Annotated in this window: 27 protein-coding genes; 15 read left to right on the forward strand and 12 right to left on the reverse strand. The window is 61.7% G+C overall.

Annotation, left to right across the window (positions count from 1 at the left end; translation table 11 throughout):
- Nucleotides 1-41: 41 nt before the first annotated feature.
- Nucleotides 42-1,010, forward strand: coding sequence for a threonine dehydratase (locus tag ACE3O2_RS08915; RefSeq protein WP_374336720.1), 969 nt, complete (start codon nucleotides 42-44; stop codon nucleotides 1,008-1,010).
- Nucleotides 1,011-1,081: 71 nt separating this feature from the next.
- Nucleotides 1,082-1,393, forward strand: a complete 312-nt coding sequence (locus ACE3O2_RS08920) for a DUF2249 domain-containing protein (RefSeq protein WP_374336722.1) — start codon at nucleotides 1,082-1,084, stop codon at nucleotides 1,391-1,393.
- A gap of 68 nt (nucleotides 1,394-1,461) precedes the next feature.
- Here ACE3O2_RS08920 and ACE3O2_RS08925 read toward each other — a convergent pair whose 3' ends face one another.
- The 4 genes from ACE3O2_RS08925 to ACE3O2_RS08940 form a co-directional block, all read right to left on the reverse strand.
- Nucleotides 1,462-2,718: a hypothetical protein gene (locus ACE3O2_RS08925; RefSeq protein ID WP_374336724.1), complete on the reverse strand. Its 1,257-nt coding sequence runs from the start codon at nucleotides 2,716-2,718 to the stop codon at nucleotides 1,462-1,464.
- A gap of 211 nt (nucleotides 2,719-2,929) precedes the next feature.
- Nucleotides 2,930-3,169 carry a FeoC-like transcriptional regulator gene (locus tag ACE3O2_RS08930; protein ID WP_374336726.1) on the reverse strand — a complete coding sequence of 80 codons (240 nt, stop codon included), beginning with the start codon at nucleotides 3,167-3,169 and terminating at the stop codon, nucleotides 2,930-2,932.
- A gap of 9 nt (nucleotides 3,170-3,178) precedes the next feature.
- Nucleotides 3,179-5,389: a ferrous iron transport protein B gene (gene feoB / locus ACE3O2_RS08935; RefSeq protein WP_374336728.1), complete on the reverse strand. Its 2,211-nt coding sequence runs from the start codon at nucleotides 5,387-5,389 to the stop codon at nucleotides 3,179-3,181.
- Nucleotides 5,389-5,634 (reverse strand): ferrous iron transport protein A, encoded by a 246-nt coding sequence (locus ACE3O2_RS08940; RefSeq protein ID WP_374336730.1) that lies wholly within the window; start codon nucleotides 5,632-5,634, stop codon nucleotides 5,389-5,391. Before ACE3O2_RS08940 ends, feoB begins: the two co-directional genes overlap by 1 nt.
- Nucleotides 5,635-5,855: 221 nt before the next feature.
- On the opposite strand from ACE3O2_RS08940, the gene ACE3O2_RS08945 reads away from it, so the two are divergent.
- Nucleotides 5,856-6,473: a YitT family protein gene (locus ACE3O2_RS08945; RefSeq protein ID WP_374336732.1), complete on the forward strand. Its 618-nt coding sequence runs from the start codon at nucleotides 5,856-5,858 to the stop codon at nucleotides 6,471-6,473.
- A 175-nt stretch (nucleotides 6,474-6,648) separates the two neighbouring features.
- On the opposite strand, the gene ACE3O2_RS08950 is transcribed toward ACE3O2_RS08945, so the two are convergent.
- Both ACE3O2_RS08950 and ACE3O2_RS08955 read right to left on the reverse strand, forming a co-directional pair.
- Complete coding sequence (locus tag ACE3O2_RS08950) at nucleotides 6,649-6,981, reverse strand: SCP2 sterol-binding domain-containing protein (RefSeq protein WP_168877707.1); 333 nt, start codon at nucleotides 6,979-6,981, stop codon at nucleotides 6,649-6,651.
- Nucleotides 6,982-7,106: 125 nt separating this feature from the next.
- On the reverse strand, nucleotides 7,107-8,225 hold the full coding sequence (locus tag ACE3O2_RS08955; protein WP_374336735.1) for a GNAT family N-acetyltransferase: 1,119 nt from the start codon (nucleotides 8,223-8,225) through the stop codon (nucleotides 7,107-7,109).
- Nucleotides 8,226-8,321: 96 nt separating this feature from the next.
- Between ACE3O2_RS08955 and ACE3O2_RS08960 the strand changes: the two genes are divergently transcribed.
- From ACE3O2_RS08960 to ACE3O2_RS08970, 3 genes are read left to right on the forward strand one after another with little or no spacing between them, the layout of a single operon-like run.
- Entirely contained in the window at nucleotides 8,322-8,588 is a 267-nt protein-coding gene (locus tag ACE3O2_RS08960) for a hypothetical protein (protein ID WP_374336737.1), read from the forward strand.
- Nucleotides 8,585-9,052, forward strand: a complete 468-nt coding sequence (locus ACE3O2_RS08965) for a hypothetical protein (protein WP_374336739.1) — start codon at nucleotides 8,585-8,587, stop codon at nucleotides 9,050-9,052. The genes ACE3O2_RS08960 and ACE3O2_RS08965 overlap by 4 nt, the downstream gene beginning before the upstream one ends.
- A 2-nt stretch (nucleotides 9,053-9,054) precedes the next feature.
- Nucleotides 9,055-10,668, forward strand: a complete 1,614-nt coding sequence (locus ACE3O2_RS08970; protein ID WP_374336742.1) for an NAD+ synthase — start codon at nucleotides 9,055-9,057, stop codon at nucleotides 10,666-10,668.
- 30 nt (nucleotides 10,669-10,698) lie between these two features.
- On the opposite strand, the gene ACE3O2_RS08975 is transcribed toward ACE3O2_RS08970, so the two are convergent.
- Nucleotides 10,699-11,130 (reverse strand): hypothetical protein, encoded by a 432-nt coding sequence (locus ACE3O2_RS08975; protein WP_374336744.1) that lies wholly within the window; start codon nucleotides 11,128-11,130, stop codon nucleotides 10,699-10,701.
- A gap of 186 nt (nucleotides 11,131-11,316) precedes the next feature.
- On the opposite strand from ACE3O2_RS08975, the gene tsaD reads away from it, so the two are divergent.
- The 3 genes from tsaD to ACE3O2_RS08990 all read left to right on the forward strand — a co-directional run bounded on the left by tsaD (nucleotide 11,317) and on the right by ACE3O2_RS08990 (nucleotide 14,049).
- Entirely contained in the window at nucleotides 11,317-12,330 is a 1,014-nt protein-coding gene (tsaD, locus tag ACE3O2_RS08980) for a tRNA (adenosine(37)-N6)-threonylcarbamoyltransferase complex transferase subunit TsaD (protein WP_374336746.1), read from the forward strand.
- Between the two features lie 232 nt (nucleotides 12,331-12,562).
- Nucleotides 12,563-13,285: a lytic transglycosylase domain-containing protein gene (locus ACE3O2_RS08985; protein ID WP_374336748.1), complete on the forward strand. Its 723-nt coding sequence runs from the start codon at nucleotides 12,563-12,565 to the stop codon at nucleotides 13,283-13,285.
- 137 nt (nucleotides 13,286-13,422) lie between these two features.
- A complete protein-coding gene (locus tag ACE3O2_RS08990) occupies nucleotides 13,423-14,049 on the forward strand; it encodes a hypothetical protein (RefSeq protein WP_374336750.1) in 627 nt (208 codons plus the stop codon).
- A 64-nt stretch (nucleotides 14,050-14,113) separates the two neighbouring features.
- Here the strand turns inward: ACE3O2_RS08990 and thrC are convergent, their stop codons facing one another.
- From thrC to ACE3O2_RS09015, 5 genes are read right to left on the reverse strand one after another with little or no spacing between them, the layout of a single operon-like run.
- Nucleotides 14,114-15,523, reverse strand: a complete 1,410-nt coding sequence (thrC, locus tag ACE3O2_RS08995) for a threonine synthase (RefSeq protein ID WP_374336752.1) — start codon at nucleotides 15,521-15,523, stop codon at nucleotides 14,114-14,116.
- 14 nt (nucleotides 15,524-15,537) lie between these two features.
- On the reverse strand, nucleotides 15,538-15,873 hold the full coding sequence (locus ACE3O2_RS09000) for a hypothetical protein (protein ID WP_374336754.1): 336 nt from the start codon (nucleotides 15,871-15,873) through the stop codon (nucleotides 15,538-15,540).
- 15 nt (nucleotides 15,874-15,888) lie between these two features.
- Nucleotides 15,889-17,193 (reverse strand): homoserine dehydrogenase, encoded by a 1,305-nt coding sequence (locus ACE3O2_RS09005; protein WP_374336756.1) that lies wholly within the window; start codon nucleotides 17,191-17,193, stop codon nucleotides 15,889-15,891.
- A complete protein-coding gene (locus ACE3O2_RS09010; protein ID WP_374336758.1) occupies nucleotides 17,190-17,639 on the reverse strand; it encodes a GNAT family N-acetyltransferase in 450 nt (149 codons plus the stop codon). Before ACE3O2_RS09010 ends, ACE3O2_RS09005 begins: the two co-directional genes overlap by 4 nt.
- Nucleotides 17,636-18,865: a pyridoxal phosphate-dependent aminotransferase gene (locus ACE3O2_RS09015; RefSeq protein WP_374336760.1), complete on the reverse strand. Its 1,230-nt coding sequence runs from the start codon at nucleotides 18,863-18,865 to the stop codon at nucleotides 17,636-17,638. Before ACE3O2_RS09015 ends, ACE3O2_RS09010 begins: the two co-directional genes overlap by 4 nt.
- Before the next feature lie 201 nt (nucleotides 18,866-19,066).
- Between ACE3O2_RS09015 and ACE3O2_RS09020 the strand changes: the two genes are divergently transcribed.
- The 6 genes from ACE3O2_RS09020 to ACE3O2_RS09045 all read left to right on the forward strand — a co-directional run bounded on the left by ACE3O2_RS09020 (nucleotide 19,067) and on the right by ACE3O2_RS09045 (nucleotide 24,286).
- Nucleotides 19,067-19,435, forward strand: coding sequence for an Mth938-like domain-containing protein (locus ACE3O2_RS09020; protein WP_374336762.1), 369 nt, complete (start codon nucleotides 19,067-19,069; stop codon nucleotides 19,433-19,435).
- Between the two features lie 83 nt (nucleotides 19,436-19,518).
- Nucleotides 19,519-20,247: a YebC/PmpR family DNA-binding transcriptional regulator gene (locus tag ACE3O2_RS09025; protein ID WP_374336764.1), complete on the forward strand. Its 729-nt coding sequence runs from the start codon at nucleotides 19,519-19,521 to the stop codon at nucleotides 20,245-20,247.
- A gap of 70 nt (nucleotides 20,248-20,317) precedes the next feature.
- Complete coding sequence (locus ACE3O2_RS09030) at nucleotides 20,318-21,487, forward strand: FAD-dependent monooxygenase (RefSeq protein WP_374336766.1); 1,170 nt, start codon at nucleotides 20,318-20,320, stop codon at nucleotides 21,485-21,487.
- On the forward strand, nucleotides 21,484-22,659 hold the full coding sequence (locus ACE3O2_RS09035) for a UbiH/UbiF family hydroxylase (RefSeq protein ID WP_374336768.1): 1,176 nt from the start codon (nucleotides 21,484-21,486) through the stop codon (nucleotides 22,657-22,659). Before ACE3O2_RS09030 ends, ACE3O2_RS09035 begins: the two co-directional genes overlap by 4 nt.
- A gap of 21 nt (nucleotides 22,660-22,680) precedes the next feature.
- Complete coding sequence (locus ACE3O2_RS09040; protein ID WP_374336770.1) at nucleotides 22,681-23,442, forward strand: DsbC family protein; 762 nt, start codon at nucleotides 22,681-22,683, stop codon at nucleotides 23,440-23,442.
- A 55-nt stretch (nucleotides 23,443-23,497) separates the two neighbouring features.
- The gene (locus ACE3O2_RS09045) at nucleotides 23,498-24,286 is read left to right on the forward strand and encodes a hypothetical protein (RefSeq protein WP_374336772.1); all 789 of its coding nucleotides are present in this window, start codon (nucleotides 23,498-23,500) and stop codon (nucleotides 24,284-24,286) included.
- Nucleotides 24,287-24,296 lie beyond the last annotated feature (10 nt).

Raw genomic sequence — 24,296 nt, forward strand, 5'->3', positions numbered from 1 at the left:
CACCATACATAATAGCCCAAGCCAACCACAAGGAGCACCCCATGCGATACCCCACCCTGAGCGAACTGGAACAAGCCAGCCAGCTGATCCGCCCCTGGATTCCACCCACCCCGCAGTATGCCTGGCCTTTGCTCGCCAAGCGGACGGGCTGCAACCTGTGGCTGAAGCATGAAAACCATACCCCGACCGGCAGTTTCAAGGTACGCGGCGGGCTGACCTATCTGAACCGTCTGCTGGCCAAAGGCGAAGTCCGCGGGCTGGTCACCGCCACCCGCGGCAACCATGGCCAGTCGATTGCCTTCGCCGCCCGTCAAAGCGGCATCCCGGTCACCATCGTGGTGCCGGAAGGCAATAGTGTGGAAAAAAATGCAGCCATGCGGGCGCTGGGGGCCGAGCTGTGCGAAGTGCCCGGCGACTTTCAGAGCGCCCGCGAGCACGCCGCTCAGCTGGCGGAAAGCCGGGGCTGGCACCCGATCCCTGCCGTGCATGAAGATCTGGTACTGGGCGTCGCCACCTACAGCCTGGAATGGCTCCGAGCACTGCCGCAGCTGGAAGTGGTCTATCTGCCGATCGGCATGGGCTCGGGTATCTGCGGCATGCTGGCGGCCAAGGCCGCCTTGCAGCATCCGGTAGAAGTGGTGGGGGTAGTGTCGCAGCATGCGCCCGCTTATGCGCTCGCCTTTGCCAGCGGACAGGCAGAGAGCGCGCCCGTGACCACCCAGCTGGCAGACGGCATGGCCTGCCGCAGTACAGCGGCGGAGTCGCTCGCCTGGATTCGCGAGGGCGTCAGTCGGATTGTTCAGGTCAGTGATCAGGAGATTGCCGATGCCATGCGTGCACTGTATCTGGACACCCATCAGGTGGCGGAAGGCGCAGCGGCAGCCGGACTGGCCGCCATCCTGCAGCAGCAGTCGCAATTGCAGGGGCGACAAGTCGGCACGGTCATCAGTGGCGGCAATGTGGACCATGACATGTACGCCAGGGTGTTACTGCAGCAGCCGTGGTGCTGATTTGCTTATTCCGTATCAAGGCCCGCTTGCGACCCGCGTCGTAAGCTGGGCTTTTACGGAGGCGATCCGCCATGACCCTGCATACCACCGAAACCTATCTGTTTGATGCCCGCGGTGTCGCCAAACGTTTCCGCCATGCGGCCATTTTTGGCGCGCTGGAGTCCTTGCACCGGGGGGAAACCATGCGTTTCGTCAACGACCATGACCCTTTGCCACTGTTACAGCAAATCACCCAGCGCTATGGGCAGCAGGTGCAATACGCCTATGTGGAGCGCAACCCGGATCAAGTGGTGATCGACTTTGCGGTGGTGCCCGAGCAGGCGCCGGCCAGCAGCAGCGGCTGCGGGGGTGGCGGTCAGGGCTGCGGGTGCAGCGGCAGCTGAGCGGGCAGACCGGGGCCGCCCGGCCCCGTCATCACACCTTGCCTGCAGCGTGACCACCCGAGCATCTTTTAGACCTCGCGCATCACCCCGAGCCCGGCCCCACGCATCACATTGATGGCGCCGCTACGGGTGGAGGCGCGGGCAAAGCCGCCCGCATAGGCATGGTCCATCTGGAAAATGCCCAAAATCAGTTGCGACTCCGTGCGCGGGAAGCGCTGCCCCTCGACCAGACGGGTAAACGGCCGGCTGGCGGGCGCGTAAAAATCCTGCACCACGAACACATCTGCACTCGTCAGGCCGGCATCCACCTCAGTCGCCCATTCTGCATCGCTCACCGCGGTACCCACCGTGACCCGATCGCCACCCAGGCCAGTGGCAGGCTTGATCACCAGCTCGGCACGCCGCGCCAGTACCGCTGCACGCTCGGCGGCCTGCAGAATGCGGGTGAACGGAATGGCGCGCCGTACGGCGGCTACCGCTTCGTCACCCAGCACCCCGTCCTGCACCCCTTGCCACAGCAAGGCAAAGATCGCCTTGCTCGACCACAGCATCTGCGCCGGTGAGCAGAACACCTGCCCTACCCGGCGCTGGTAGCGGAGGTAGCGCTCCACTTGCTGCATGGAGGTGAAATCCAGGGCATTGAACACCTCGATCAGACCATAGCGATCCTCTTCGGCAAAGGCCTCCCAGTCGCTCATGCGGACCAGCTCCGCCTCAATGTCCTGACTTTGCAACAAATGCTGCAGGGACTGCAGGAAATTCAGGTCATCATCAAACCAGGCATCACAGTCACACACCACCAGACGATGGCCCGGATGGCGTTTTGCCCACTCGGCCACCCGCCGGACATAGAAGCCGGAGGTGTCAGTCCACGCCGGTGAGACGCTCGGGACACTGTCGTAGACTTGCTGGATGCTGCGCTGATTGATACCGGCGATGGCCAGCCCGATGTTGACCTCCACCGCCTTCATCGGCCCATCTGCGCCAGGAATCACGTCCCAGCGCTTGGGGTAGAAAAACGGGTCGCCCACCTCGGCCAAGGCCGCCAGAAAAGGCAATTTTTCTTCGGCAATGCCGCAGTAGCGATAAAACGCCTCGGGGGTGGGGAATAGCAGGCGAGACAACAGCACCGCGCTGTCCAGGCAAAGCTGCAGGTCCTGGCCCAGCTGCTTCAATGCTGCACGCGATACTTGTACTGGCTCGGCCAGCATGTGCCAATCTGCCGTGGCCCGGAAACCGGACTCCAGCCCGGCTTGAAGAATACGGCCATCCAATGCGTCAGCTTGCCGGGCATCCAGCTGCGAATAGAGATCAGGGACGAACATCATCACTCCTTGTCTTCACAAGAACAGACTATGACGTATCGTTGAGCAACCAGTTGTCTCACGCCGGACGTGGGCGCGATTGTTATGGATATAGCATTCGGGGTGCAACCCGGAGCGCACGGGCCTGCTGGTTCAGGCCATACGATTAGCCAGAGGGTGCCGGGAAATGGCCGGGGCGTCAATCACCCTGCCACCGGAACTGGACAGTCGGTCAGCCCAGCCAGTGCGCCCAGCGCGGGTCTTCGCAGGGTGACGAGGACTGGCACTGGCCACAACCCTTGCTGCATGAGGCTTTGGGCGGCGGCTGCAGTTGCAGCTTGCCGCGCTGCAGCCAGGGCTCCAGCAGCGGTAGCAGCCGATCAACGGTCAAGCCATGCAAGGCGGCGAGCTGGGTAAGCGGCAAAGCATGATGGGTCTGCAGGCTCTGGCGGATGGCGGCAAGCAACATCATTCTGCTACCTCAAGCGCGTTGCAGCTGCTGGCGCTGCGGCTGGACAAATCCGATCAGGGTCAGCAGCAGCAGGCATCCGGCTACCGCCCAGAGTGGAATGACGCCAATCACTGCCGCGCTACATTGATACAGCCAGGCCAGCAACCAGGCCACACTCAAGGTCCAGACAGCAGACACCAGCATCCAGCGGGTGCCCACTTCGCTGCGCAGGGCCGACAGGGCGGCGACACATGGGGTATACAGCAGCACCAGCAGCAAGTAGGCAAACGCGGTTTGCGCATTGCCAAAGCGCTGCTGCAGCATCTGGATGGCGCCACCGGCTTCATCGGCCTGGGCTTGGCTATCGGAAATGGCCTTGCCCAGCCCGATCGGGTCCAGCAAGCTGTGCGCCAGATCGTTCAGGTTGGCCGGAATGGTGGCCAAGGCGTTGCGCAGGTCACCCGTCACCGTGGCTTCCCCGCCCTCACTGTCCTGCTTGCCGGACAGGCGGCTGTAGCTGGCCACCAGCGTACCGGCGACGGCCTCTTTGGCCAGTACACCGGTCAACAGCCCTACTGTTGCAGGCCAGTTATCCTGCCGGATGCCCAGCGGGCTCAGCAGCGGCGTCGCCAGGCGCGAGGTCGCTGCCAGCAGGGAGTCATCCGGCGCGTCTGGCCGCAGGTGACCTTGGGTGTCGATACTGGACAGCAGGTTGACCACCAGCACCATCGGTACGATCAGCTTGCCCGCACCAAATACAAAACCGGAGAGCCGGGTCAAACTCTGGCGCAGCACATTGCGCGCATTGGGCCAATGCCAGCGCGGCAGCTCCATGATGGACGGTGCACCCTGCTGCGGCAGCAGCGGGCGCAGCAGCAGGCCGGTTGCCAGTGCCACAGCCAGCCCGGCCAGGTACAGGCTCATCACCAGCATGCCCCCCTGCTGCGGGAAAAACGCCGTGGCAAACAGCATGTAGACCGGCAGACGTGCGCCGCAGGACATGAAGGGGATCATCATGCTGGCGAGGATGCGGCTGGCGCGGCTGTCCAGCGTGCGGGTAGCGGTAATGGCCGGAACGTTGCAACCGAAACCCACCATCATCGGCACAAATGCCCGCCCCGGCAGGCCCAGCGCCCGCATCAGGCGGTCGATCACAAACGCTGCGCGCGCCAGATAGCCACAGTCTTCCAGTACGCCCATGGCCAGATACAGGCAAGCGAGGGTCGGTATGAAACCGGCGACGGTTCGCACCCCTTCACCGAGCCCTCCCGCCAGCATCAACACCAGCCAGTCCGGGGCGTGCATGCTGTGCAGCAACTGTCCGGCACCGGTGACAAACAGGGCACCGGCAACACCATCAAACGCATCCACCAGCGCGCCACCAAAACGCACCGAGAAGCTGAACATCAAGTACATCACCAGCATGAATACTGGCACACCTAGCCAGCGGTTCAGCACCCAGCGGTCCAGTCCACGCTCGGGCAGCACCGCGCCTTGTCGCCGCAGGACCCCTTCGGTTACTTGAGCAATGCGGGTGTAGCGGGCATCGGCCACGGCAATGTCCGGGTCATCACCATAATCGGCGGCCAGTTGCTGACGTGCCGCCGTCACCTCGGCCTGCAGTGCAGGGGTCGCTTCTCGCCCTTCCAGCAAACTCAGGGCATCAAAACGGCTCATGCCCTGTGCGAGCAAACCGGATAGCGCCGCCTCTACCATGGGGGCATAGGGCAATGCCGGTGGTGCCGACGGCCAGCTTTGCTGCAACTGTTGCCGCAAGGCGGCCACACCTTCGGCGCGGTGCGCCATCACCGGGATCACCGGCACCCCGAGGCGGGCAGACAGGCTGGGGGCATCAATCTGGATGCCGTCTTGCGCCGCCAGATCACTCATGCCCAGCAGCACGATCAGCGGCAGCCCCATTTCGATCAGTTGCAGGGTCAGGTACAGCTGGCGGTCCAGCTGGCGTGCGTCCAGCAGGTTGAGGACCAATGCAGGCGCAGACTCCCCCAGATAGCGACGCACCAGCGCCTCGTCCTCGGCCCCGCCTTCGCTCAGGTTGTACAGCCCCGGCAAATCCACCAGCTCATGGCTCACGCCACCCAGGATGAGGCGGCCGGTCTTGCGCTCTACCGTCACCCCCGGCCAGTTGCCCACCGTTTGCTGGCTGCCAGTCAGCTGATTGAACAGACTGGTCTTGCCGCAGTTCGGATTGCCAATCAGGGCGATTTCCAGCATCCGCATTACACCTCTCCCAAGCGTTCAACCGACAGCACAGCGGCCTCATGCGCCCGCAGCGCCAGATGCGTGTGGCGGATACGAATCTCGATCGGGTCCCCCAGCGGCGCCCGCCGCAACACTTCCAGCTCGGCCCCAGGCAACAGCCCCAGGGACAACAGCCGCCGCCGCAAGGGCGAACTGGCAATGCGGTATGCCAGCACCTTGGCCCGGCTGCCCACCGGCAGGGTATCGAGGGTGTAAGGCGTCACGGGAAAACCTTTATGAGCATGATATTGAGAATGATTCGATATATAAGCCCAGTATGCCATGACGCAGGTCAAAGACCTATCTGGTATACCCACCCTGCCCAGCACGCTGACAGGAAGACAACAGCCTGCCCCTGCCCGGTTTGACTCAAGTCAAGCGGCAGACATTGCCCGGCACACACCACGACGATGCACGCCATAATGGCTGCTGAAGGAGAATCATCATGATGGATGCAGATCATCTTGCGGAGCGGCACAGCCTCTCGGAAGACATACAGGCGCTGCTGATCGGCAGCCTGTTCGTGGCACTGTCCGTGCAGCTGCTACGCCATGCCCAGCTGCTGACCGGCGGTACGGCCGGGCTGACCTTCCTTGGGCATTACCTCAGCCATATCCCGTTTGGCTACCTGTTCTTTGCCTTGAACCTGCCGTTTTATGTGTTTGCATGGCGTGCGATGGGGCGAGGCTTCACCCTTAAGACTTTTGCTGCCGTCAGCCTGTTGTCCCTGTATAGCGAGTGGCTGCCCCAAGTCTTCCACCTGGACCGACTGCATCCCGCCTTTGCCGCCATCGCGGCGGGCCTGCTGGCCGGCACCGGCTTGCTGATGCTGGTGCGCCACCGTGGCAGCCTGGGGGGCATCGGGGTGCTGGCGTTGTATCTGCAGGAGAAGAAAGGCTGGCGTGCAGGCAAACTGCAAATGGCCGCGGATGCGCTGATCCTGTTGGGCGCCTTCGCCGCCCTGCCGGTGCGGCAAGTCTTGCTGTCCATCCTCGGCGCAGTCGCCATGAATCTGGTGATTGCCGTCAACCACCGCCCCGGGCGGTATATCGGGATGTCGTAACGGCCCTCGCGCTTCCATCAACCAAGCAAGAGCCACCGCTCTCTCGGGCTTAGGCTTGCGGGCTTGCCGTTCAGTGCAGACCATGCTTTCACCTGCGTTGGGGCCACAAAGCAACAACCCGCCTCCAGGGCGGGTTGTCAGCACATCGTCTGGTGTACAGTCGCACGCGCAGCGATCAGCTCAGCTTGCGGAACAGCTTCATGAACTTCATCAGTTCCGGAATATTGTCCACCTTGATTTTGCCCATCATGAAGGCCATTTCCGGTGCGCTCTGGCCGGTTTCCACCTTCACATAGGTTTCATCAGACATGGACACGGTGCACTTGGCCGAGCCTTCCAGCCCCTTGCTCACGGTGCAAACATTGTCCGCCAGTGCTACGGTGTAATCACCGCCAGTCGGACCACTGATCTTGAAATGGAACACCGAGGTCAGGCCAGCGGCTTCTTCGGCCTTCAGGCGACCCGGCAGGGTGTTGAAAATCTCGTCTACGGTTTGCGGCATGGCCATGTCAGTGTTCTCCGGATTGTCACCGCCAGCCTGAGGTGCCAGCGGACATGTTCGTGATTTCAAACAAGCGTTTGGTTGAATACGCTTTCACCAGCATAGCACAGAGATTACAGCAGGCAAACGCACTACGCACGAAAAGGTGAATGATCATTCAGATCGTCAACATACGCCCCCACCCCCTGTGACTCCTGCACCACATGCCGGGCAATCGCGGCACGAAAATCCGGCTGCGCAATCCAGTGCAAGGAGTGGGTCGTCACCGGCAGCAAGCCCCGCGCCAGTTTGTGCTCACCTTGCGCGCCACCTTCAAACCGTTGAATGCCCTGACTGATGGCGAAGCGGATGCTCTCATGGTAGCAGGTGGCAAAATGAAGGCCAGACCATTCCTCGAGCGTACCCCAATAGCGGCCGTACAGCGTGTCGCCGTCCCGCAGGTTCAGCGCCATGGCCACCGGCTGGCCGGCACGCAACGCGACCACCAACACCAGATGTGCCGCCAGTTGCGTACGCAAGCGCTGCCAGAAATCGGGCGTCAAGTAAGGCTGGCGACCCCGCACCGCATAGGTGCGCACATAGCAGCGCCAGGCAAACGCCCACAGGCTGTCGTCAATGGCGTCGCCCTGCCAGACCTGAAAGCGAAAGCCGTGCTCCTGCAAGCGCCGCAGCTCCTGCCGCACGTTCTTGCGCTTATGCCGCTGCAGGTGCTCGAGGTAATGCTCAAAGTCCACATAGTCCGCGTTCTGCCAGTGGAATTGCACATCTTGCCGGGTCAGTAGTCCCTGCGACTGCCAACCGGCCATACTGTCACTGGCCGGAAACAGGATGTGCAAACTGGACGCCCCGACCTCCTCCGCCCATTGCAAGGCCCCCTGCTGCAAGCGCTGCAGGCCGTCGGCATCGCGTGCCCACAGCCGCGGCCCGGTGGTCGGCGTAAACGGCACCATCGCCACCAGCTTGGGGTAATACGCCAGCCCATGCTGCTCGTAGGCACGTGCCCAGGCCCAGTCAAAGACAAACTCACCCCAGGAATGGTTTTTCAGATAGAGCGGCATGGCCCCGCACAGCTGCTCACCTTCCCACAAGGTCAGGTGGCAGGGCTGCCAGCCTTGCTCAGCGTTCACCGAGCCGCTCTCCTCCAGCCCGCTCAGGTAGGCGTGGCGGACAAACAGGTGATCCGGTGCTTGCGCATCCCACTGCGCTGCGTCCAGCTCAGCCAGGCGATGGATGATTTTCAGGGTCGTCATGTCCGCAGCCTAGCGGCTCGCTTTGGCGACGGCAAGCCTTGCCATTTGCGGGCAGCATGTTATATTGTTACCAATGTAACAATCAGGAACACCACCATGACTGACACGCTGTTGATTGAACGCCTCCAGACCGGGGTCCGGCTGGAAAAAAGCATGCTGAAAGTCCTGAAAGGGCTGGCCGAGTATCTGGACATCAGCCTGGGGGACTTGCTGGAGGGTATCGTGCTGCACGCTTTTGCCGGGCGCTCTGCCTTTGCGGGCAAACCCGAGCTGCTCGCCGTGATTCAGCAGCTGAAAACCGTTTATGGCATGCACTATGACGAGCAGTTTGCCCATCGCCTGGCGGAGGCGGTGCAAGGATGAGCCCGCTCACCCCGCAAGACCATGCCCTGCTGGCACAACTGGCGGATCACAGCCTGCCGGGGGCGGACTTCAACCATGCCGCCCACCTTCGTGCCGGCTGGGCTTGCCTGCAACGTGATGGCATTCAGCGCGGCAGCCAGACCTTTGCGCAGCTGTTACAAGGCTATGCCACCGCCTTGGGTGCGCCGGAAAAGTACCACGCCACGCTCACCGGTTTGTGGTTGACGCTGCTGGCCGAGGTCATCCAGCAACAACCGGCGCTGGACTGGACGGCCCTGCTGCACCAACACCCCGCATGGCAAGATGCAGCCCACGCGCTTTTCGACTACCATTACAGCCCGGCGTGCCGCGAACAGGCGGCAGCCCGTGCCCGCTTCCTGCCACCAGACCGTGCGCCTTTACCTGCGGTGATGTCTGAGGTGGCTGCAGGCCTGAATCTCCCGCTTTCATCAGAACGAGTTTGACCATGCGTATCGCCCTCGCCCAGTTCAACGCCACCGTTGGTGACCTGTCCGACAATACCGAGCAGATGTTGCAACTGGCAGAGCAGGCCCGTGAACAGGGCGCTCGACTGGTGCTGTTTCCAGAGCTGGCGGTCAGCGGCTATCCGCCGGAGGACCTGCTGCTGCGGCCCTCCTTCTATCAGGATGTACAGGTGCAACTGGCCCGCCTGCAAGCAGCAAGTACGCAGATTGCGCTGGCTGTCGGCTGGCCAGAGTGGGCAGGCGGTCACCGCTACAATGCTGTCAGCGTTTTCGATGGTGGTGAGTGCATTGCACACTACCGCAAGATGGACCTGCCCAATAATGAAGTCTTCGACGAGCGCCGCTACTTCAGCGCGGGCGAGCACGCCACCGTGTTCACGCTGGACGGGGTGAGCATGGGCCTGAACATCTGTGAAGACATCTGGCACACCACGGCACCGCGACTGGCTCGCGAGGCAGGTGCAGAACTGCTGCTGGTGCCCAATGCCTCACCATTTCACCGCGGCAAGGAGCAGGAGCGGCTGGAGATTGCCCGCTCCCGGGCACAAGAAAGCGGCCTCGCCTTGCTGTACTGCAACTGGGTGGGCGGACAGGACGAGCTGGTGTTTGATGGCGGTTCGTTTGCCATGAATGCCAACGGCAGCGTGGCCTGCCAGCTGCCGATGTTCAACAGCAGCCTGCGCTGCGTGGACTATCAGGACGGTCAGCTGCAACAAGCAGAGGTCGATGCCTGGCCCGAAGACGAAGCCGCCGTCTATCAGGCGCTGGTGGTCGGCGTGCGCGACTACATCCGCAAGAATGGCTTCCCGGGTGTCTTGCTGGGTCTCTCTGGCGGCGTGGATTCTGCGCTGACGCTGGCGGTGGCCATCGACGCGCTGGGTGCTGACAAGGTGCACGCCGTGATGATGCCCTCGCGCTACACCGCCGACATCAGTGTGACCGACTCACGCGAGATGATCGAGCGGGTGGGCTGCCGTTATTCGGAAATCGACATCTGGCCGATCTACGAGCAGTTTGTCGGCGCGCTGGCACCTGAGTTTAGTGGGCTGGCAGCGGATACGACGGAAGAGAATATCCAGGCGCGCTGCCGGGGCACCCTGCTGATGGCGCTCTCCAACAAGAGCGGCAAGCTGGTACTGACCACCGGCAACAAGTCCGAAATGACCACTGGCTACTGCACGCTGTATGGTGACATGGCGGGTGGTTTCGCGGTGCTGAAGGATGTCAGCAAGATGTGGGTATATCAGCTGTGCGAATACCGAAACGGCATCTCGGTACGCGGGCTGAGCAACCCGATCCCGCAGCGGATCATTACGCGCCCCCCTTCAGCCGAGCTGCGCCCGGATCAGACCGATCAGGACAGCCTGCCGCCGTATGCGGTGCTGGACGCCATCATGGAACGCTACGTCGAACACAACCAGAGCATGGCCGAGATCATGGCGGCTGGTTTTGCGGAAGCGGATGTCAAGCGGGTGGTGAAACTGCTGAAAATCAATGAGTACAAGCGGCGGCAAGCGCCGGTGGGCATCCGCATCACGCCCCGCAGCTTTGGCAAGGACTGGCGTTACCCGATTACCAACCGCTATTTCGCCTGACCCCGCCGGGCCAGGCGACACGGTTGACGCTCAGGCTTCTGCGCTGGCTTCGTCTTTCTTGCCGCGCAGCAAGCGACCACCAAAGGTCAGCAACAGCAAACCACCCACGATGGCCACCATGCCATAGTGCTCCCACAGGCCGCGCTTGGCGTCGGACATGGTGTAATTAGCCTCGCTTTTCAGCTCCGCGGGCAGGTCGCCGTAGCTATTACCTTCCACATCCACTAGCGCCTGTTGGCAACCCCAGGTCCAGACATCCGCCCAGAACACGCCAAAGCGGCTGCACTTGAAGCCCAGTTTGGTATTGGCCGGGTAGTTGGCCACTTCAGCCGCAGGTAAATCCTTCACTTCAAACAGCTCATCACCGGTGTTGATGATGAAAATGCCCTTGGCTTGTGCCGCCATCGGCAAGGCCATTGCCGCAACCGCAGCCAGTGCGCCTAGCTTGTGTTTCAGTTTCATTGTTTTCGCTCCCTCGTCGGTCAGCCCATGCTGATGACATGGGTGGCAGCAGTATGCCATAGCCATGGCGGGGGATCATAGCGGCTGGCGCGGAAGAAATCGAAACACACACCTCCAGTCTCTTCCGTCGCCGGTATGGGCTCCGTTTCTGCTAGACTTGCCGGATTATGACCTGCCTCTCTCATCATGCTTGTTCTGGGTATTGAATCTTCCTGCGACGAAACCGGCATCGCGCTTTACCACACAGAACGCGGCCTGCTGGCGCACCACCTGCATAGCCAGATTGCCATGCACGCCGAATACGGTGGCGTGGTCCCTGAACTGGCGTCGCGCGACCATATCCGCCGCGTACTGCCACTCACCGAGCGCTGCCTGCAGGATGCGGACTGCCAGCGCAGTGACATTGATGCCATTGCTTATACCGAAGGGCCAGGACTCGCCGGTGCCCTGCTGGTCGGGGCCAGCATTGCCAATGCCTTGGGTTTTGCGCTGCAAAAGCCGGTGATCCCGGTACACCATCTGGAGGGACATTTGTTGTCCCCGCTGCTGGCAGACCCGGCACCGGCATTTCCGTTTGTAGCGCTGCTGGTGTCCGGTGGCCACTCCCAGTTAATGGCGGTGCGCGGGGTGGGACAGTACGAATTGCTGGGGGAGACGGTGGACGATGCCGCCGGTGAAGCCTTCGACAAAACCGCCAAGTTGCTGGGCCTCGGCTATCCGGGCGGCCCGGCCTTGTCCCGACTGGCTGAGCAGGGGCAGGCCGGGCGCTTTACCCTGCCCCGCCCCATGTTACACTCGGGTGATCTGGACTTCAGTTTCTCGGGTCTGAAAACCGCCGTATTGACGCTGGTGCGCCAACAAGACACGCTGGACCCGCAAACACAGGCCGACATCGCGCTGGCGTTTCAGGAAGCCATTGTCGAGGTGCTGGTGAAGAAGTCACTGGCCGCCCTCAAGCAAACCGGCATGAAGCAGCTGGTGGTGGCCGGGGGAGTGGGTGCCAACCGACAGCTGCGCCAGCAACTGGACCTTGCGGCAGAACGGCGTCGGTTGAAGGTGTTTTACCCGCCCCTGGCTTTCTGCACCGATAATGGCGCGATGATTGCCTTCGCGGGCGCACAGCGCTTGCGCTTTGCCAATCACGACTATGCGTTTTCCGTAAAGCCACGCTGGGATTTGTCCACGCTGCCTGCTGCCTGAGGCGCTTTTCATACGGCAATTCGCTTCATGACCACGGGTCATTTTATGCTGCATAGCAGCAATCATGGCCCGTTTTACGCGGTTTTTTTCCGCACGCCTGCCGCCACCGCAGGCCCCGCCACACCTTACTCTACGCTTTTGTCATTGACAAATTCACCACAGAGTTGATGCCAAGTTTTTGAAAAATATCAGTTTTCAGGTAGAATGCCGTTTTAAAAGCATTCTTCACGTTATGACTTTTGCATATAAAAGCTGGGCACTGGCCGTGCTGTTGGTGGCTGGTACCGCCCACGCAGACATCTATGCTTATGTCGACGATGACGGGGTCACGCACTACAGCAACACCCAGGTTGACGATCGATACACGCTGTTCAAACGCGAGGTGGAAGCCCCGCTGTCGGACAGCCAGCCCCTGCCTGCCAGCAAGGCCGACTTGCCCAAACGCAAGCCGGAATCCACCACCTTGGTCAAGCGCCGCAAGGAATTTGCCAAGCTGGTGCAGAAGGTGGCGCGTGAGGTCAAGATCGACCCCGCCCTGCTGGACGCGGTGATTACAGCGGAATCCGGTTACAACCCGGATGCCATCTCGCCCAAAGGCGCCATGGGCCTGATGCAGCTGATTCCGGCCACCGCCGAACGCTATGGCGCCAGTGATCCGCTGAACCCGGAACAAAATCTGCGCGCCGGTGCCAAATACCTGCGTGATCTGTTGAAGATGTTCAATCAGGATCTGTCGCTGGCCATCGCCGCCTACAATGCGGGCGAAGGCTCGGTGATCCGTGCCGGCTATGCCATTCCCAAGTTCAAGGAAACCCAGGCATACGTTCCCAAAGTACTGGATCACATGGGTCGAGCACAGGGTAATGGTCAGGTGCAAACCGTGAGCATGCCAAATGGCCGGGTTTCTGTTACCCTCACACCCGGCAAGCCGCGCTTTGTCACGGGCCGCTACTGACCCCGCGATCGCAGCATGTCATCCTGGCCGGGGCGGCACAACACCCTCCGGTCTGTCATCATCGTGCAATCACGCAGACATTTAACCGGGGCAACCAGTGAGTGACGGGTAGCCCCGATTTGACTCATGGACGCCCTATGGTTTTTTTGCGTACGCTGCTGATCAGCAGCTTGCTGTCCCTGCCCCTTGCCCTGCATGCCGAAGGCCCGGCGCCGCTGCCGTTTGACGACCCCAACTACACCCCGCCCGCTGTAACGCCTCAGCCATTGACCCCAGCGGGAGAAGCCAGCAGCGACAAGCCCGACTGCAAGACGGTCATGGTCAAGAAATCCCGCCGTGCCAAGCCCGTTCCAGTGACTCGCTGCAGCAAACCGTCTCGCACCGCAGAGCCATCTGAGGCACGCGCAGAAGACGGTGAGCGTCACTGCAAGACCGTGATGGTCAAGAAAACCCGCCGCAGCAAAGCCGTGGCCGAAACCCGCTGCAGTGGTAGCAGCAGCCGCGCAACAGAAGCCCGCAGCGAACACGGCAGCACCGCCGCATCACAGCGTAGTGAGCCAGATTGCAAACCTGCCAGCAGTCGCAAAGGGCGTAAAGCCACCACTTGCGCGCAAAGCAAGCACGAAGCCACTTCCAGTAGCCGCAGCAAGAAGGGTAAAGCCGCCGCAGAGGACGAACGCAAAGGCAAATCTGGCAAAACGGAGAAGGCCAGCAAAAGCAAGACCGCTGCCAAAGAGACTGTCAGCAAGAAGAAACGCAAATGAAACAACGGCCCGGTCAGTGCCGGGCCGCTTGATCTTTACCCCGCTCACAGGGGCCGACCTTCGTTCAGCGCGTATGCTGATGAATATACGCCTTGACCGCTTCCGCATCCGCAGCCATCACTTCAAAGCGCTGTGGTAAGGCCTCCAACCCTTCATAGGCTTGCGGTCGCGCCGGTCGACGCCCCAGCGCTTCCACCATGGTGGCTTCAAACTTGGCGGGCAGCGCGGTTTCCAGGCAGATCATCGGCACACCGGCTTCACGATGTTGCTGGGCCACAAACAGGCCATCCGCCGTGTGGGTATCCACTTCCACCCCATAGCGCGACCACACCTCACGAATGGTCTGCACCCGATCCGCATGGCTGCTGCGACCCGATACAAAGCCATAGCTGGCCACCTTGGGCCAGTACGGCGTATCCCGCAGGTCAAAGCCCCCTTCACGGTCAACCTTGCGGAACAAGGCCGCAGTCGCCGCGCCATCCCGTCCAGTCAGGTCAAAGATGAAGCGTTCGAAGTTGGAGGCTTTGGAAATGTCCATCGACGGGCTACTGGTCTGCTGCGTTTCGGCAGACTGGCGCACCCGGTAGATGCCGGTGCGGAAAAACTCGTCCAGCACATCGTTCTCGTTGGTGGCCAGCACCAGCTTGTCGATCGGCAGCCCCATCTGACGGGCAATATGGCCCGCGCAGATATTGCCAAAGTTACCACTTGGCACGGCGAAGGAGACTTTCTGCTGATTCTCGCTGGTCGCCATCAGGTAGCCACGGAAGTAATACACTACCTGCGCCACGATGCGGCCCCAGTTGATGGAGTTCACCGTACCGATCTGATGGGCTTCCTTGTAAGCGTGATCGTTGCTCACCGCCTTGACGATATCCTGGCAATCGTCAAAAACCCCTTCGATGGCGATGTTGAAGATATTGGGGTCTTGCAGACCAAACATCTGCGCGGTCTGGAACGGGCTCATCTTGCCATGGGGGGACAGCATGAACACACGGATGCCTGCCTTGCCGCGCATGGCATGCTCGGCTGCGGAGCCGGTATCGCCCGAAGTGGCCCCCAGGATGTTCAGGGATGCCCCACGCTGAGTGAGGGCATACTCGAACAGATTACCCAGCAGCTGCATGGCCATGTCTTTGAAGGCCAGGGTCGGCCCATTGGACAAACCCAGCACATGCAGCTCGGGCGCCAGGGTTTTCAGTGGCGTGATGTCGGCACTGCCAAACACCTCGGCAGTATAGGTCCGCTCGATCATGGCCCGCAGATCGGCTTCCGGGATGTCGGTGGCAAACTTGCGGATGATGGCCATGGCCAACTCGGCATAGCTGTAGCTTCGCCAGGCGCTGAGCTCGGCGTCAGTCACCTGCGGGTACTGCTCACACATGGCCAGACCGCCATCTGGCGCCAGCCCTGACAGCAGGATGTCGGAGAATTCGCGGGGAGCCATCTCTCCCCGGGTGGAAACATAACGCATAAAGTATCCGCAGTTTACTTGAGGGCTTTCAGGGCGCGGGTTGCCGCCTCGGCAGAGCAGGCAAAGGTTTGCTGGTAGATCTGCAGCATGGCCCGGCGGTGCGCCAGCGACTGCGTATCACCGCTGGCCATGGCGGTCACCATGCCAGGCTGGGCGGCCACGCGGGAAGCCAGGCAGCGGCAGGTCTGCTCCACGCTGTATTGCCCGTTTTGCTGCAAAATCAGCTGCTGGATTTCCTTGAAGGTGCCTTCTGTTGTGCACGAGGTGTACATCGTCTTCTCGAAGGCCGTCTCACCCATCGCCACTGTCGCTACAGGCAGCAAGCACAATGCTGCAAACCACTTTTTCATGATGCGTTCTCCCGATTAACCCAGCGTTTCCATGCGCAAGCGCACCACTTTGCCGCGCGACGCGTCCAGCGCCTCAATCTCGGCAATGGCAGCGTTCACGTCCTTCTCCCTGGCCAGATGGCTCAGGATCACAATCTCGGCGGCGCCACCCTGCGCTTCTTTCTGCAACATGGCTTCAATCGAAATGCGATAGCGGGCCAGAATGCCGGTCACATTGGCCAGCACACCGGTCTTGTCCGCCACCTGCAAGCGCAGGTAGTAGCTGGTGACCACCTCGTCCATCGGCAAGATGGCCTCGTCAGAAAGCATGTCCGGCTGGAATGCGGACAGCGGCACCCGGTGCTGAGGGTCAGCGGTCAGCAGGCGCGCCACATCCACCAGATCGGCCACCACGGCGCTGGCGGTCGGTTCCGCTCCGGCGCCCGGGCCGTAGTAGAGGGTAGAGCCCACCGCGTCGCCTTTCACCAGGACCGCATTCATCACGCCGTTGACGTTGGCAATCAGGCGTTTTTCCGGTATCAGGGTCGGGTGTACCCGCAGTTCAATGCCTTGCGCAGTACGCCGGGTCATGCCCAGCAGTTTGATGCGGTAGCCCAGTTGCTCGGCATAGCGAATATCCGCGGCATCCAGCGTGCTGATACCTTCGATATAGGCTTTGTCGTACTGGAAAGGAATGCCAAACGCCAGTGCCGACAGAATGGTCAGCTTGTGGGCGGCATCATTGCCTTCAATGTCAAACGTCGGGTCCGCTTCGGCGTAACCCAGTCGCTGCGCCTCTGCCAGCACCTCGGCAAAGCTGCTGCCTTTGTCGCGCATTTCGCTGAGGATGAAGTTGCTGGTACCGTTGATGATGCCCGCCACCCACTCGATGCGGTTGGCGGTCAGCGCTTCGCGGATCGCCTTGATGATGGGCACGCCACCGGCCACCGCACCCTCAAAGGCAATCATCACATTCTTTTCCCGTGCGCGGGCAAAGATCTCGTTACCGTGGGTGGCAATCAGCGCCTTGTTGGCGGTCACCACGTGCTTGCCGTTGTTGATGGCGGCCAGCATCAACTCTTTGGCCAGCGTGGTGCCACCGATCAGCTCCACCACCACGTCGATATCCGGGTGATTGACCACGGCCAGCATGTCGTCCGACACCTGTACTTCATCACCGACCACACCTTGCGCGCGCGCCACGGTACGGGTGGCCACATGGGTCAGCTCAATGGTGCAACCGGCCCGGCGGGTAATCTCCGCCGCGTTGCGTTTCAATACGGCGGCGGTACCGCCGCCCACTGTCCCTATGCCCAACAGGCCTACCTTGATCGGTTTCATGGTTGCAGCTTCTTTTCAAAGTTAAAACAACGAATCTCGAATTGCTCGCGGAAATAAAAGGCATGCGCACGGCCACGGTGGGTGCCGGAATCCAGGGTAAGGACGGTTGCACCGCGTTGCAGCGCCAGCGTGGACATGTGATCCAGCAGGCACTTGCCGTAGCCTTGTGAGCGACGGGATGCGTCGACGACCAGATCGTCGACGTAGAAGTGAATGCCGTTAAAGGTGTTACGGTAACAGCGAAACAGCGCCAGACCAAGTACCTGTTGCGTGCTTTCTTCCACCAGCAGCACCATCTCAGCCCCGTCGGCAATGATGCCGTACAGGGTCAGCGCATAGTCCACGGGTAGCTGCGGGCGCAACTGCCGGTGCAGGGGCTCAGCACGCGCCAGCCATTCCGGCTCCAGCACACGCCCCGCAGCATCGGCGACGGTAATCAGCTTCATCCTTTGCTGTGCCGCTTTCGGTAATGGTCGAGGAAGCGGGCGATGCGCCCAACAGCCTCACTCAGGTCGTCTATATTCGGCAGGAACACCACCCGGAAATGATCAGGCCGTGGCCAGTTGAAGCCCGTGCCTTGCACCAGCAGCACCTTTTCTTCCTGCAGCAACTCGAGGATCAGCTGCTGATCGTCCACCACCGGGTACAGCTTGGGGTCCAGCTTCGGGAACAGATACAGGGCGCCCTTCGGCTTGACCACGCTGACACCGGGAATGGCACTGAACAGGTCATAGGCCAGGTCACGTTGCTTGCGCAGGCGACCGCCCGGCCCTACCAGCTCATTGATGCTCTGGTAACCGCCCAGTGCGGTCTGGATGGCGTACTGCGCTGGTACGTTGGCACACAGTCGCATCGAGGCCAGCAGGTTGAGGCCTTCAATATAGTCCTGGGCGTGGCGCTTGTCGCCGGATACCACCATCCAGCCGGTGCGATAACCACAGGCACGGTAGGCTTTGGACAAGCCATTGAAGGTCAGGCACAGCACATCGTCCGCCAGCGCAGCAATCGAAGTGTGACTAAGGCCGTCAAACAACACCTTGTCGTAAATTTCATCAGCGCAGATGATCAACTGGTGCTGACGGGCAATCTCCACCAGCTCCCGCAGCATGGCGTCCGGGTACAGCGCCCCGGTCGGGTTGTTCGGGTTGATCACCACCAGTGCCTTGGTGTTCGGGGTGATCTTGCTGCGCAGATCGTCCAGGTCCGGCAGCCAGTCGCTGCCCTCGTCGCAGATATAATGCCGGGCCGTACCGCCAGACAAGGCAATCGCTGCGGTCCACAGCGGGTAATCCGGCGCAGGCACCAGCACTTCGTCACCATCGTTCAGCAATGCCTGCATCGCCATCACAATCAGCTCGGACACGCCGTTGCCGATATAGATATCGTCAATGCCCACCCCTTTGATCTGCTTTTGCTGGGTGTAATGCACCACCGCCTTGCGGGCCGGGAACAAGCCCTTGGAGTCACAATAGCCGCTGGCCTGCGGCAGGTTGTGAATCACGTCCTGCAGGATCTCATCTGGCGCCTCCAGCCCGAAAGGTGCGGTATTGCCAATGTTCAGCTTGATGATGCGGTGCCCTTCCTCTTCCATCAGCTTGGCCTGCGCCATCACCGGACCGCGAATGTCGTAGCAGACGTTGGCCAGTTTGCTGGACTTGACGAGCGGGCGCATGGTGGAGATTCCTGATGGTAGGCCAAGGTCAGACATGGTGTGGGCGATCCTGTTTGCTAACGCAATGGTTTTCAAAGAAAAAGGCGGTGTTGGGTATAATCCTACTGTAAGCAGCCAGCCCCGACAACGCTTGTTTATTGCACTGCAATAGCCACGGCGCATCGGGTCCGGCAGACACCGTTACTTCGCAGGACCATACCCATGAAATTGCACGAACAACGGGAACAGGGCTACCTGTTCGCCGATTACGGCCCGGACTTCCTCAAGGTCAACGATCAGATCCTCCGGCAAAACCTGTTGCTCAGCCCGGACCGGATCGACACCGACTGGCCCGCCCGCGACTTTGACAGCCTGGAGGCGGCCCACTTCGAGTACATCCTCGCCATGCAACCGGAGCTGGTACTGCTCGGCACCGGCAGCCAGCTGCGCTTCCCGCATCCGCGCCTGCTGGCACCGCTTAGCCGCCAGGGCATTGGTGTCGACGTGATGGACATCGGTGCCGCCTGCCGCACCTACAACATCCTGATGAGCGAAGGCCGTCGGGTGGTGGCGGCCATGCTGCTGGTTTGACCGGCAAGGCTGGGTAGGCTGCAGGCCATTGTGCTAGAATGTCGGCCTGATTTTCAATCCGGCAAGTTACAGAGGTAAGGACCATGGCAGGTCATTCCAAATGGGCCAATATCAAGCACAAGAAAGCCGCAACGGACGCCAAGCGCGGCAAGATCTTCACCCGTCTGATCAAGGAAATCACGGTCGCCGCCAAGCTGGGCGGCAGTGATTCCGGCAGCAACCCGCGGTTACGGCTGGCAGTCGACAAGGCGCTGGACGCCAACATGCCCAAGGACAACATCGAGCGCGCCATCAAGCGCGGCGCCGGTGAGCTGGAAGGCGTGGACTACATCGAGCTGCGCTATGAAGGCTATGGCATCAACGGTGCGGCGGTAATGGTCGACTGCATGACCGACAACAAGACCCGTACGGTGGCCGATGTGCGGCACGCCTTCTCCAAGTACGGCGGCAACCTCGGTACCGATGGCAGCGTGGCCTTCCTGTTCAAGCACTGCGGTACGCTGGTGTTTGCCCCCGGCACCGATGAAGACGCCCTGATGGGTGCGGCGCTGGAAGCGGGTGCGGACGATGTGATCAGCAACGATGACGGCTCGATTGAAGTCATCACTCCGCCGTACGACTTCGTGCAGATCAAGGAAGCGCTGGAGCAAGCAGGTTTCAAAGCGGAAATGGGCGAAGTCACCATGAAGCCGGACAATGTCACCGAGTTCACCGGTGACGATGCGGTCCGCATGCAGAAACTGCTGGATGCACTGGAATCGCTGGACGACGTGCAGGAAGTCTACACCTCGGCCCTGATCATCGAGGAATAAGGCCAGGGCGGCGTTGGCCGCCTGAGCCCATCACATGGCGGCCCAAGCCGGGCCGCCCGGAGCGCGCGAGATGACTGCTGCGACCCTGCCCCCCAGCCTCTGCGACATCGCCATCATCGGCGGTGGTCCGGTCGGCCTTTTCCTGGCTCATACCCTGCGACACAGCGCCCACCGCGTGGTGGTGCTGGAAGCAGAGCACGCGCTGGTTCGTGATGACCCGCGCATGCTGGCCCTCTCGGTGGGCAGCCAGCAATTGCTGGAACAGCAAGCCTGCTGGTCTGCATCGCTGATGCAGTCCCCCATTCGCCATGTGCACGTGTCGCAGCAAGGTTTTTTTGGCCATACCCGCCTGAAGGCGACTGACATGGATGCCGAGCAGCTGGGCTATGTGGTGCCTTATCCGGCGCTGCAAACCGTGCTGACACAAGCCCTGCCGGACAATGCCACCCTGCTGGGCGGTGCCCGCGTTGAGCAGGTACACAGCAATGCGGGTTACGCCAGTGTCCAGTTTCAGTGGCAGGGACAAACCCGGCAACTGACCAGCCGCCTGCTGGTGCTGGCCGATGGTGGCAGCCTGTTGCAGCAGCTGCGGGTACCCTGTGTCGAGCGGGACTACCAGCAGTGTGCACTGGTCGGCCTGCTGGAGGCGGATCAAGCGCCCATCGACACCGCCTTTGAACGCTTCGTACCCGGCGGGGCGCTGGCCTTGCTGCCCCAGCCCGGTGGCTATGCCGTGATCTGGAGCCAGCCGCTCAACCGCTTGCAGGAAATGCAGCAGGCACCGGAGACTGCCCTGTGTCTGGAATTGCAGCGCCTGGCCGGACACAAGGCCGGGCAGTTCCGCCAACTGCAACGGCGGCATGTGATGCCACTCAAGCTGCGCTATGCCCGCCAGCTGATCGGGCCACGTTTTGTGCTGATCGGCAACGCTGCCCAGTCGCTGCACCCGATCGCCGGGCAAGGTCTGAACCTGGGGCTGCGGGATGCCTGGGAACTGACCCAGCTGCTGGCCCCCTTGTCGCCCCCGCAACTGGATCACCCGCAGCTGCTGGCCGCTTACCCGGCACGTCGTCGCCTGGACAAGCTCAACGGGGTTGGCTTTACCGACAGCCTGATCCGCCTGTTTGCCCAACCGGGTCTGGGCCATGTGCGCGGCGCGGGCCTCAGCGCCCTCAATCTGTTGCCAGGCGTCAAGCGCCGCTTGCTGCAGCATCTGGCTCTGGGAGTCCGTCGCGCATGAGTGAATTGCAGGTTGACATCATCGTCGTCGGCGGGGGGCTGGTGGGTGCCAGTCTGGCCAGTCGCCTGAGCGCAGGTCAACACCGGGTTGCCTTGATTGAAGGCCATTCATCCCTTGAAACGGTGGGCGACTGGGACCAGCGCATTTACGCCATCAGCCGCGCCAGCCGTCGCTTCCTGCAGGACTGTGGTGCCTGGCAACGTCTGGACCCCGCCCGGCTGGCGCCGATCCGCCAGATGCGCATTTTTGGCGACCAGCGTGCAGAATTGCGTTTCGATGCACACGGCGCCGGCCTGAATGAACTGGCCATCATTACCGAATCCCGTCATCTGCAGCACGCCATCTGGCAGGGCCTGGACCGTGACCGGCTCACGCTCATCCAGCCCGCCCGTCCCCAGCAATTGCACATGACCCAGGACCGGGTCAGCCTCACGCTGGACCAGGGCCAGACCGTGCATGGCAAGCTGCTGGTGGGGGCAGACGGGGCGCAATCCTGGGTACGCCAGCAATGGCAGCGCTTGTCCGGCAGCCAGCAACAGGCCGAAGCCTATGGTCAATCCGGCGTGGTGGCCAATTTCAGCTGCAGCCAGCCCCATCAAGGCACCGCCTGGCAGTGGTTTCAGCCGGATGGCAGCATTCTGGCCTGGTTGCCGCTACCGGGGCAGCGCATGTCCATGGTGTGGTCATGTTCGCCCGAACGGGCGCAATCGCTGCTGGCACTGGACCCGGCGTCGCTGGCTGAACAGGTTGCAGCAGCAGGGCAACACCAGTTGGGGGACTTGCAGTTGATCACCCCGGCAGCGGCCTTCCCCTTGCGGGCGCTGGTTCTGCCCAAGCTGACTTCACCCCGTCTGGCCTTGATCGGCGATGCAGCGCATCTGGTCCATCCGCTGGCGGGCCAAGGGGTCAACCTCGGCTTTCAGGATGCACGAGATCTGGCGCAGGTACTGTTGCAGCACCCGTCCGTCGACCCCGGCCTGCCGTCTCTCTTGCAGCGCTATGAACGAATGCGCCGTTTCGATATCCTAGCCATGCATGGTGTGACCAAATCCCTGCACCGCTTGTTCAATCAGCCGGGCCAGCTACCCCGCTGGCTGCGCAACACCGGGCTGACCCTGACCGACAGGCTGCCCCTGTTGAAGCAGGAATTGATTCGTCACGCCCTCGGTTAACCCGTACTGGATGTCTCTTTCATGACTGTGTCTCTGACCTCGCTGCGCCCCCTGCAGCGCCTGGCCTTGCTTGCCCTTTCCCTGCCCCTGTTGCTGTTGACCGCTCCCGTGCTGGCTGCGGGCAAGCAGGATGCGAACCTGGACAAGATCAAAACCCTGGTCACCCAGAAAATGCCCCGTGCCGTCATCAACGGCGTGTACACCACCCCGCTGCCGAATCTGTATGAGGTGGTGGTCAATGGCAGCACCGTGCTGTATGTGGACAGCAAGGTGAATTACCTGATTCAGGGTGAGATGATTGATGTCCAGCACAAGCAGAGCCTGACCGAGCAGCGGCTGACCAGCTTGCGCAAGGCGGCCTACTCGGAATTGCCGCTGGACCTGGCCATCCGTGAGGTACGCGGTACAGGCGCACGCACGCTGGTGGTGTTCTCCGACCCGGATTGTCCGTTTTGCCACCAGCTGGAGCAAAACCTGAAGCCGATGACGGACGTGACCATCTATACGCTGCTGTACCCGATCCCCCAGCTACATCCGGATGCAGCACGCAAATCAGACCTGATCTGGTGTCAGCCCAACCGGCTGGCCGCCTGGCGTAACTGGATGGACAACAAGGCATTACCCGAGGCCGCTGCCAGCTGCATCAGCCCGCTGGCACGCATTGCCGAAACCGGCCAGCGCTGGGGCGTCGATGGCACCCCTGCGATTGTGCTACCCGATGGCCGCATCATGCCGGGCGCGTATCCGCTGGCGGAGATCGAGAAGGCCCTGAGTGGCCAGTGATGCCCGGCGTGCGGTGAGAACCTCTGGCATGCATGGATAGGGTAAAGGAAGGCTGATGTCTGCACGCTGGTGGCAGAGCAAGCCGCATGAAAACCGGATGGCCATCGCCCTGGTGGTGTCCTGGGGGGTGCACATGCTGTTGCTGCTGCCCAGTGGCGGCTACCTGCGCCCTGCCCCACCGAGCCTGGCCGTTCGGCTGGCCCCCATGCAGGTCACCCTTCAGCATGCCGGTGACGCAGCAGCAGCCCCTATCTTGCTGGCGCAGCGCCCCAGCCCTGAGCACTTGGCATCGCCTTCGACAGCGCGTACCGGCACCCCAAGCAGTGGCTTGGGCCTGAGTCACGAGCAGCCCGAATTTGCCAGCAGCCTGCCTGTGCAGGTCGCTTCCGTGCCTGACCCCTTGCCAGATTCGCTGCCGCTGGCTGCCAGCCTGCCGACGCCCGGTCAAGCCAATACTCCGCCGGAGGCTTCCGTCGCGTACGCCCACACCGCCGTCAACCCGGATTTTCTCAAGCTCCCTTGGGATTCCCTAGCCGATGGCTTTGTCTACTCGCGCTTTGTTGACCGTGGCATCATTCCGGGTTGCACCTTGCAGTTCCTCTATCCGGATGACCCCGCCCTGCGCGCCAAGAGTGGGGTACTGGAGATGGAAATCCTGATCAATGAGTTTGGTCAGGCGGTAGCCACCCGCACCCTCAGCAGCACCCTGCCCCCCGAGTTTGCTGAATTCGCGGGCAAGGCCATTCAGAGCAGCTGTTTCATTCCCGCCACCATGCAAGGCGCCACCGTCAAGGTGCGCCGCGTCATCCTGCTGAACTACGACCCGGTGCACGGCCTGAACTAAAGCACAGCAG

It is taken from the genome of Leeia sp., assembly GCF_041909055.1.
Classification (GTDB): Bacteria; Pseudomonadota; Gammaproteobacteria; order Burkholderiales; family Leeiaceae; genus Leeia; species Leeia aquatica.

Coding starts and splice junctions, on each gene's coding strand:
- ACE3O2_RS09025 (WP_374336764.1), top strand. CDS start 19,519: ATGGCAGGTCATTCCAAATGGGCCAATATCAAGCACAAGAAAGCCGCA.
- tsaD (WP_374336746.1), top strand. CDS start 11,317: ATGCTTGTTCTGGGTATTGAATCTTCCTGCGACGAAACCGGCATCGCG.
- ACE3O2_RS08990 (WP_374336750.1), top strand. CDS start 13,423: ATGGTTTTTTTGCGTACGCTGCTGATCAGCAGCTTGCTGTCCCTGCCC.
- ACE3O2_RS09015 (WP_374336760.1), bottom strand. CDS start 18,865: ATGCGCCCGCTCGTCAAGTCCAGCAAACTGGCCAACGTCTGCTACGAC.
- ACE3O2_RS08950 (WP_168877707.1), bottom strand. CDS start 6,981: ATGGCCATGCCGCAAACCGTAGACGAGATTTTCAACACCCTGCCGGGT.
- ACE3O2_RS09030 (WP_374336766.1), top strand. CDS start 20,318: ATGACTGCTGCGACCCTGCCCCCCAGCCTCTGCGACATCGCCATCATC.
- ACE3O2_RS08970 (WP_374336742.1), top strand. CDS start 9,055: ATGCGTATCGCCCTCGCCCAGTTCAACGCCACCGTTGGTGACCTGTCC.
- ACE3O2_RS08945 (WP_374336732.1), top strand. CDS start 5,856: ATGATGGATGCAGATCATCTTGCGGAGCGGCACAGCCTCTCGGAAGAC.
- ACE3O2_RS09005 (WP_374336756.1), bottom strand. CDS start 17,193: ATGAAACCGATCAAGGTAGGCCTGTTGGGCATAGGGACAGTGGGCGGC.
- thrC (WP_374336752.1), bottom strand. CDS start 15,523: ATGCGTTATGTTTCCACCCGGGGAGAGATGGCTCCCCGCGAATTCTCC.
- ACE3O2_RS08960 (WP_374336737.1), top strand. CDS start 8,322: ATGACTGACACGCTGTTGATTGAACGCCTCCAGACCGGGGTCCGGCTG.
- ACE3O2_RS08985 (WP_374336748.1), top strand. CDS start 12,563: ATGACTTTTGCATATAAAAGCTGGGCACTGGCCGTGCTGTTGGTGGCT.
- ACE3O2_RS08975 (WP_374336744.1), bottom strand. CDS start 11,130: ATGAAACTGAAACACAAGCTAGGCGCACTGGCTGCGGTTGCGGCAATG.
- feoB (WP_374336728.1), bottom strand. CDS start 5,389: ATGCGGATGCTGGAAATCGCCCTGATTGGCAATCCGAACTGCGGCAAG.
- ACE3O2_RS08930 (WP_374336726.1), bottom strand. CDS start 3,169: ATGATGTTGCTTGCCGCCATCCGCCAGAGCCTGCAGACCCATCATGCT.
- ACE3O2_RS09045 (WP_374336772.1), top strand. CDS start 23,498: ATGTCTGCACGCTGGTGGCAGAGCAAGCCGCATGAAAACCGGATGGCC.
- ACE3O2_RS08955 (WP_374336735.1), bottom strand. CDS start 8,225: ATGACGACCCTGAAAATCATCCATCGCCTGGCTGAGCTGGACGCAGCG.
- ACE3O2_RS08920 (WP_374336722.1), top strand. CDS start 1,082: ATGACCCTGCATACCACCGAAACCTATCTGTTTGATGCCCGCGGTGTC.
- ACE3O2_RS08915 (WP_374336720.1), top strand. CDS start 42: ATGCGATACCCCACCCTGAGCGAACTGGAACAAGCCAGCCAGCTGATC.
- ACE3O2_RS08965 (WP_374336739.1), top strand. CDS start 8,585: ATGAGCCCGCTCACCCCGCAAGACCATGCCCTGCTGGCACAACTGGCG.
- ACE3O2_RS09000 (WP_374336754.1), bottom strand. CDS start 15,873: ATGAAAAAGTGGTTTGCAGCATTGTGCTTGCTGCCTGTAGCGACAGTG.
- ACE3O2_RS08925 (WP_374336724.1), bottom strand. CDS start 2,718: ATGTTCGTCCCTGATCTCTATTCGCAGCTGGATGCCCGGCAAGCTGAC.
- ACE3O2_RS09010 (WP_374336758.1), bottom strand. CDS start 17,639: ATGAAGCTGATTACCGTCGCCGATGCTGCGGGGCGTGTGCTGGAGCCG.
- ACE3O2_RS09035 (WP_374336768.1), top strand. CDS start 21,484: ATGAGTGAATTGCAGGTTGACATCATCGTCGTCGGCGGGGGGCTGGTG.
- ACE3O2_RS09040 (WP_374336770.1), top strand. CDS start 22,681: ATGACTGTGTCTCTGACCTCGCTGCGCCCCCTGCAGCGCCTGGCCTTG.
- ACE3O2_RS09020 (WP_374336762.1), top strand. CDS start 19,067: ATGAAATTGCACGAACAACGGGAACAGGGCTACCTGTTCGCCGATTAC.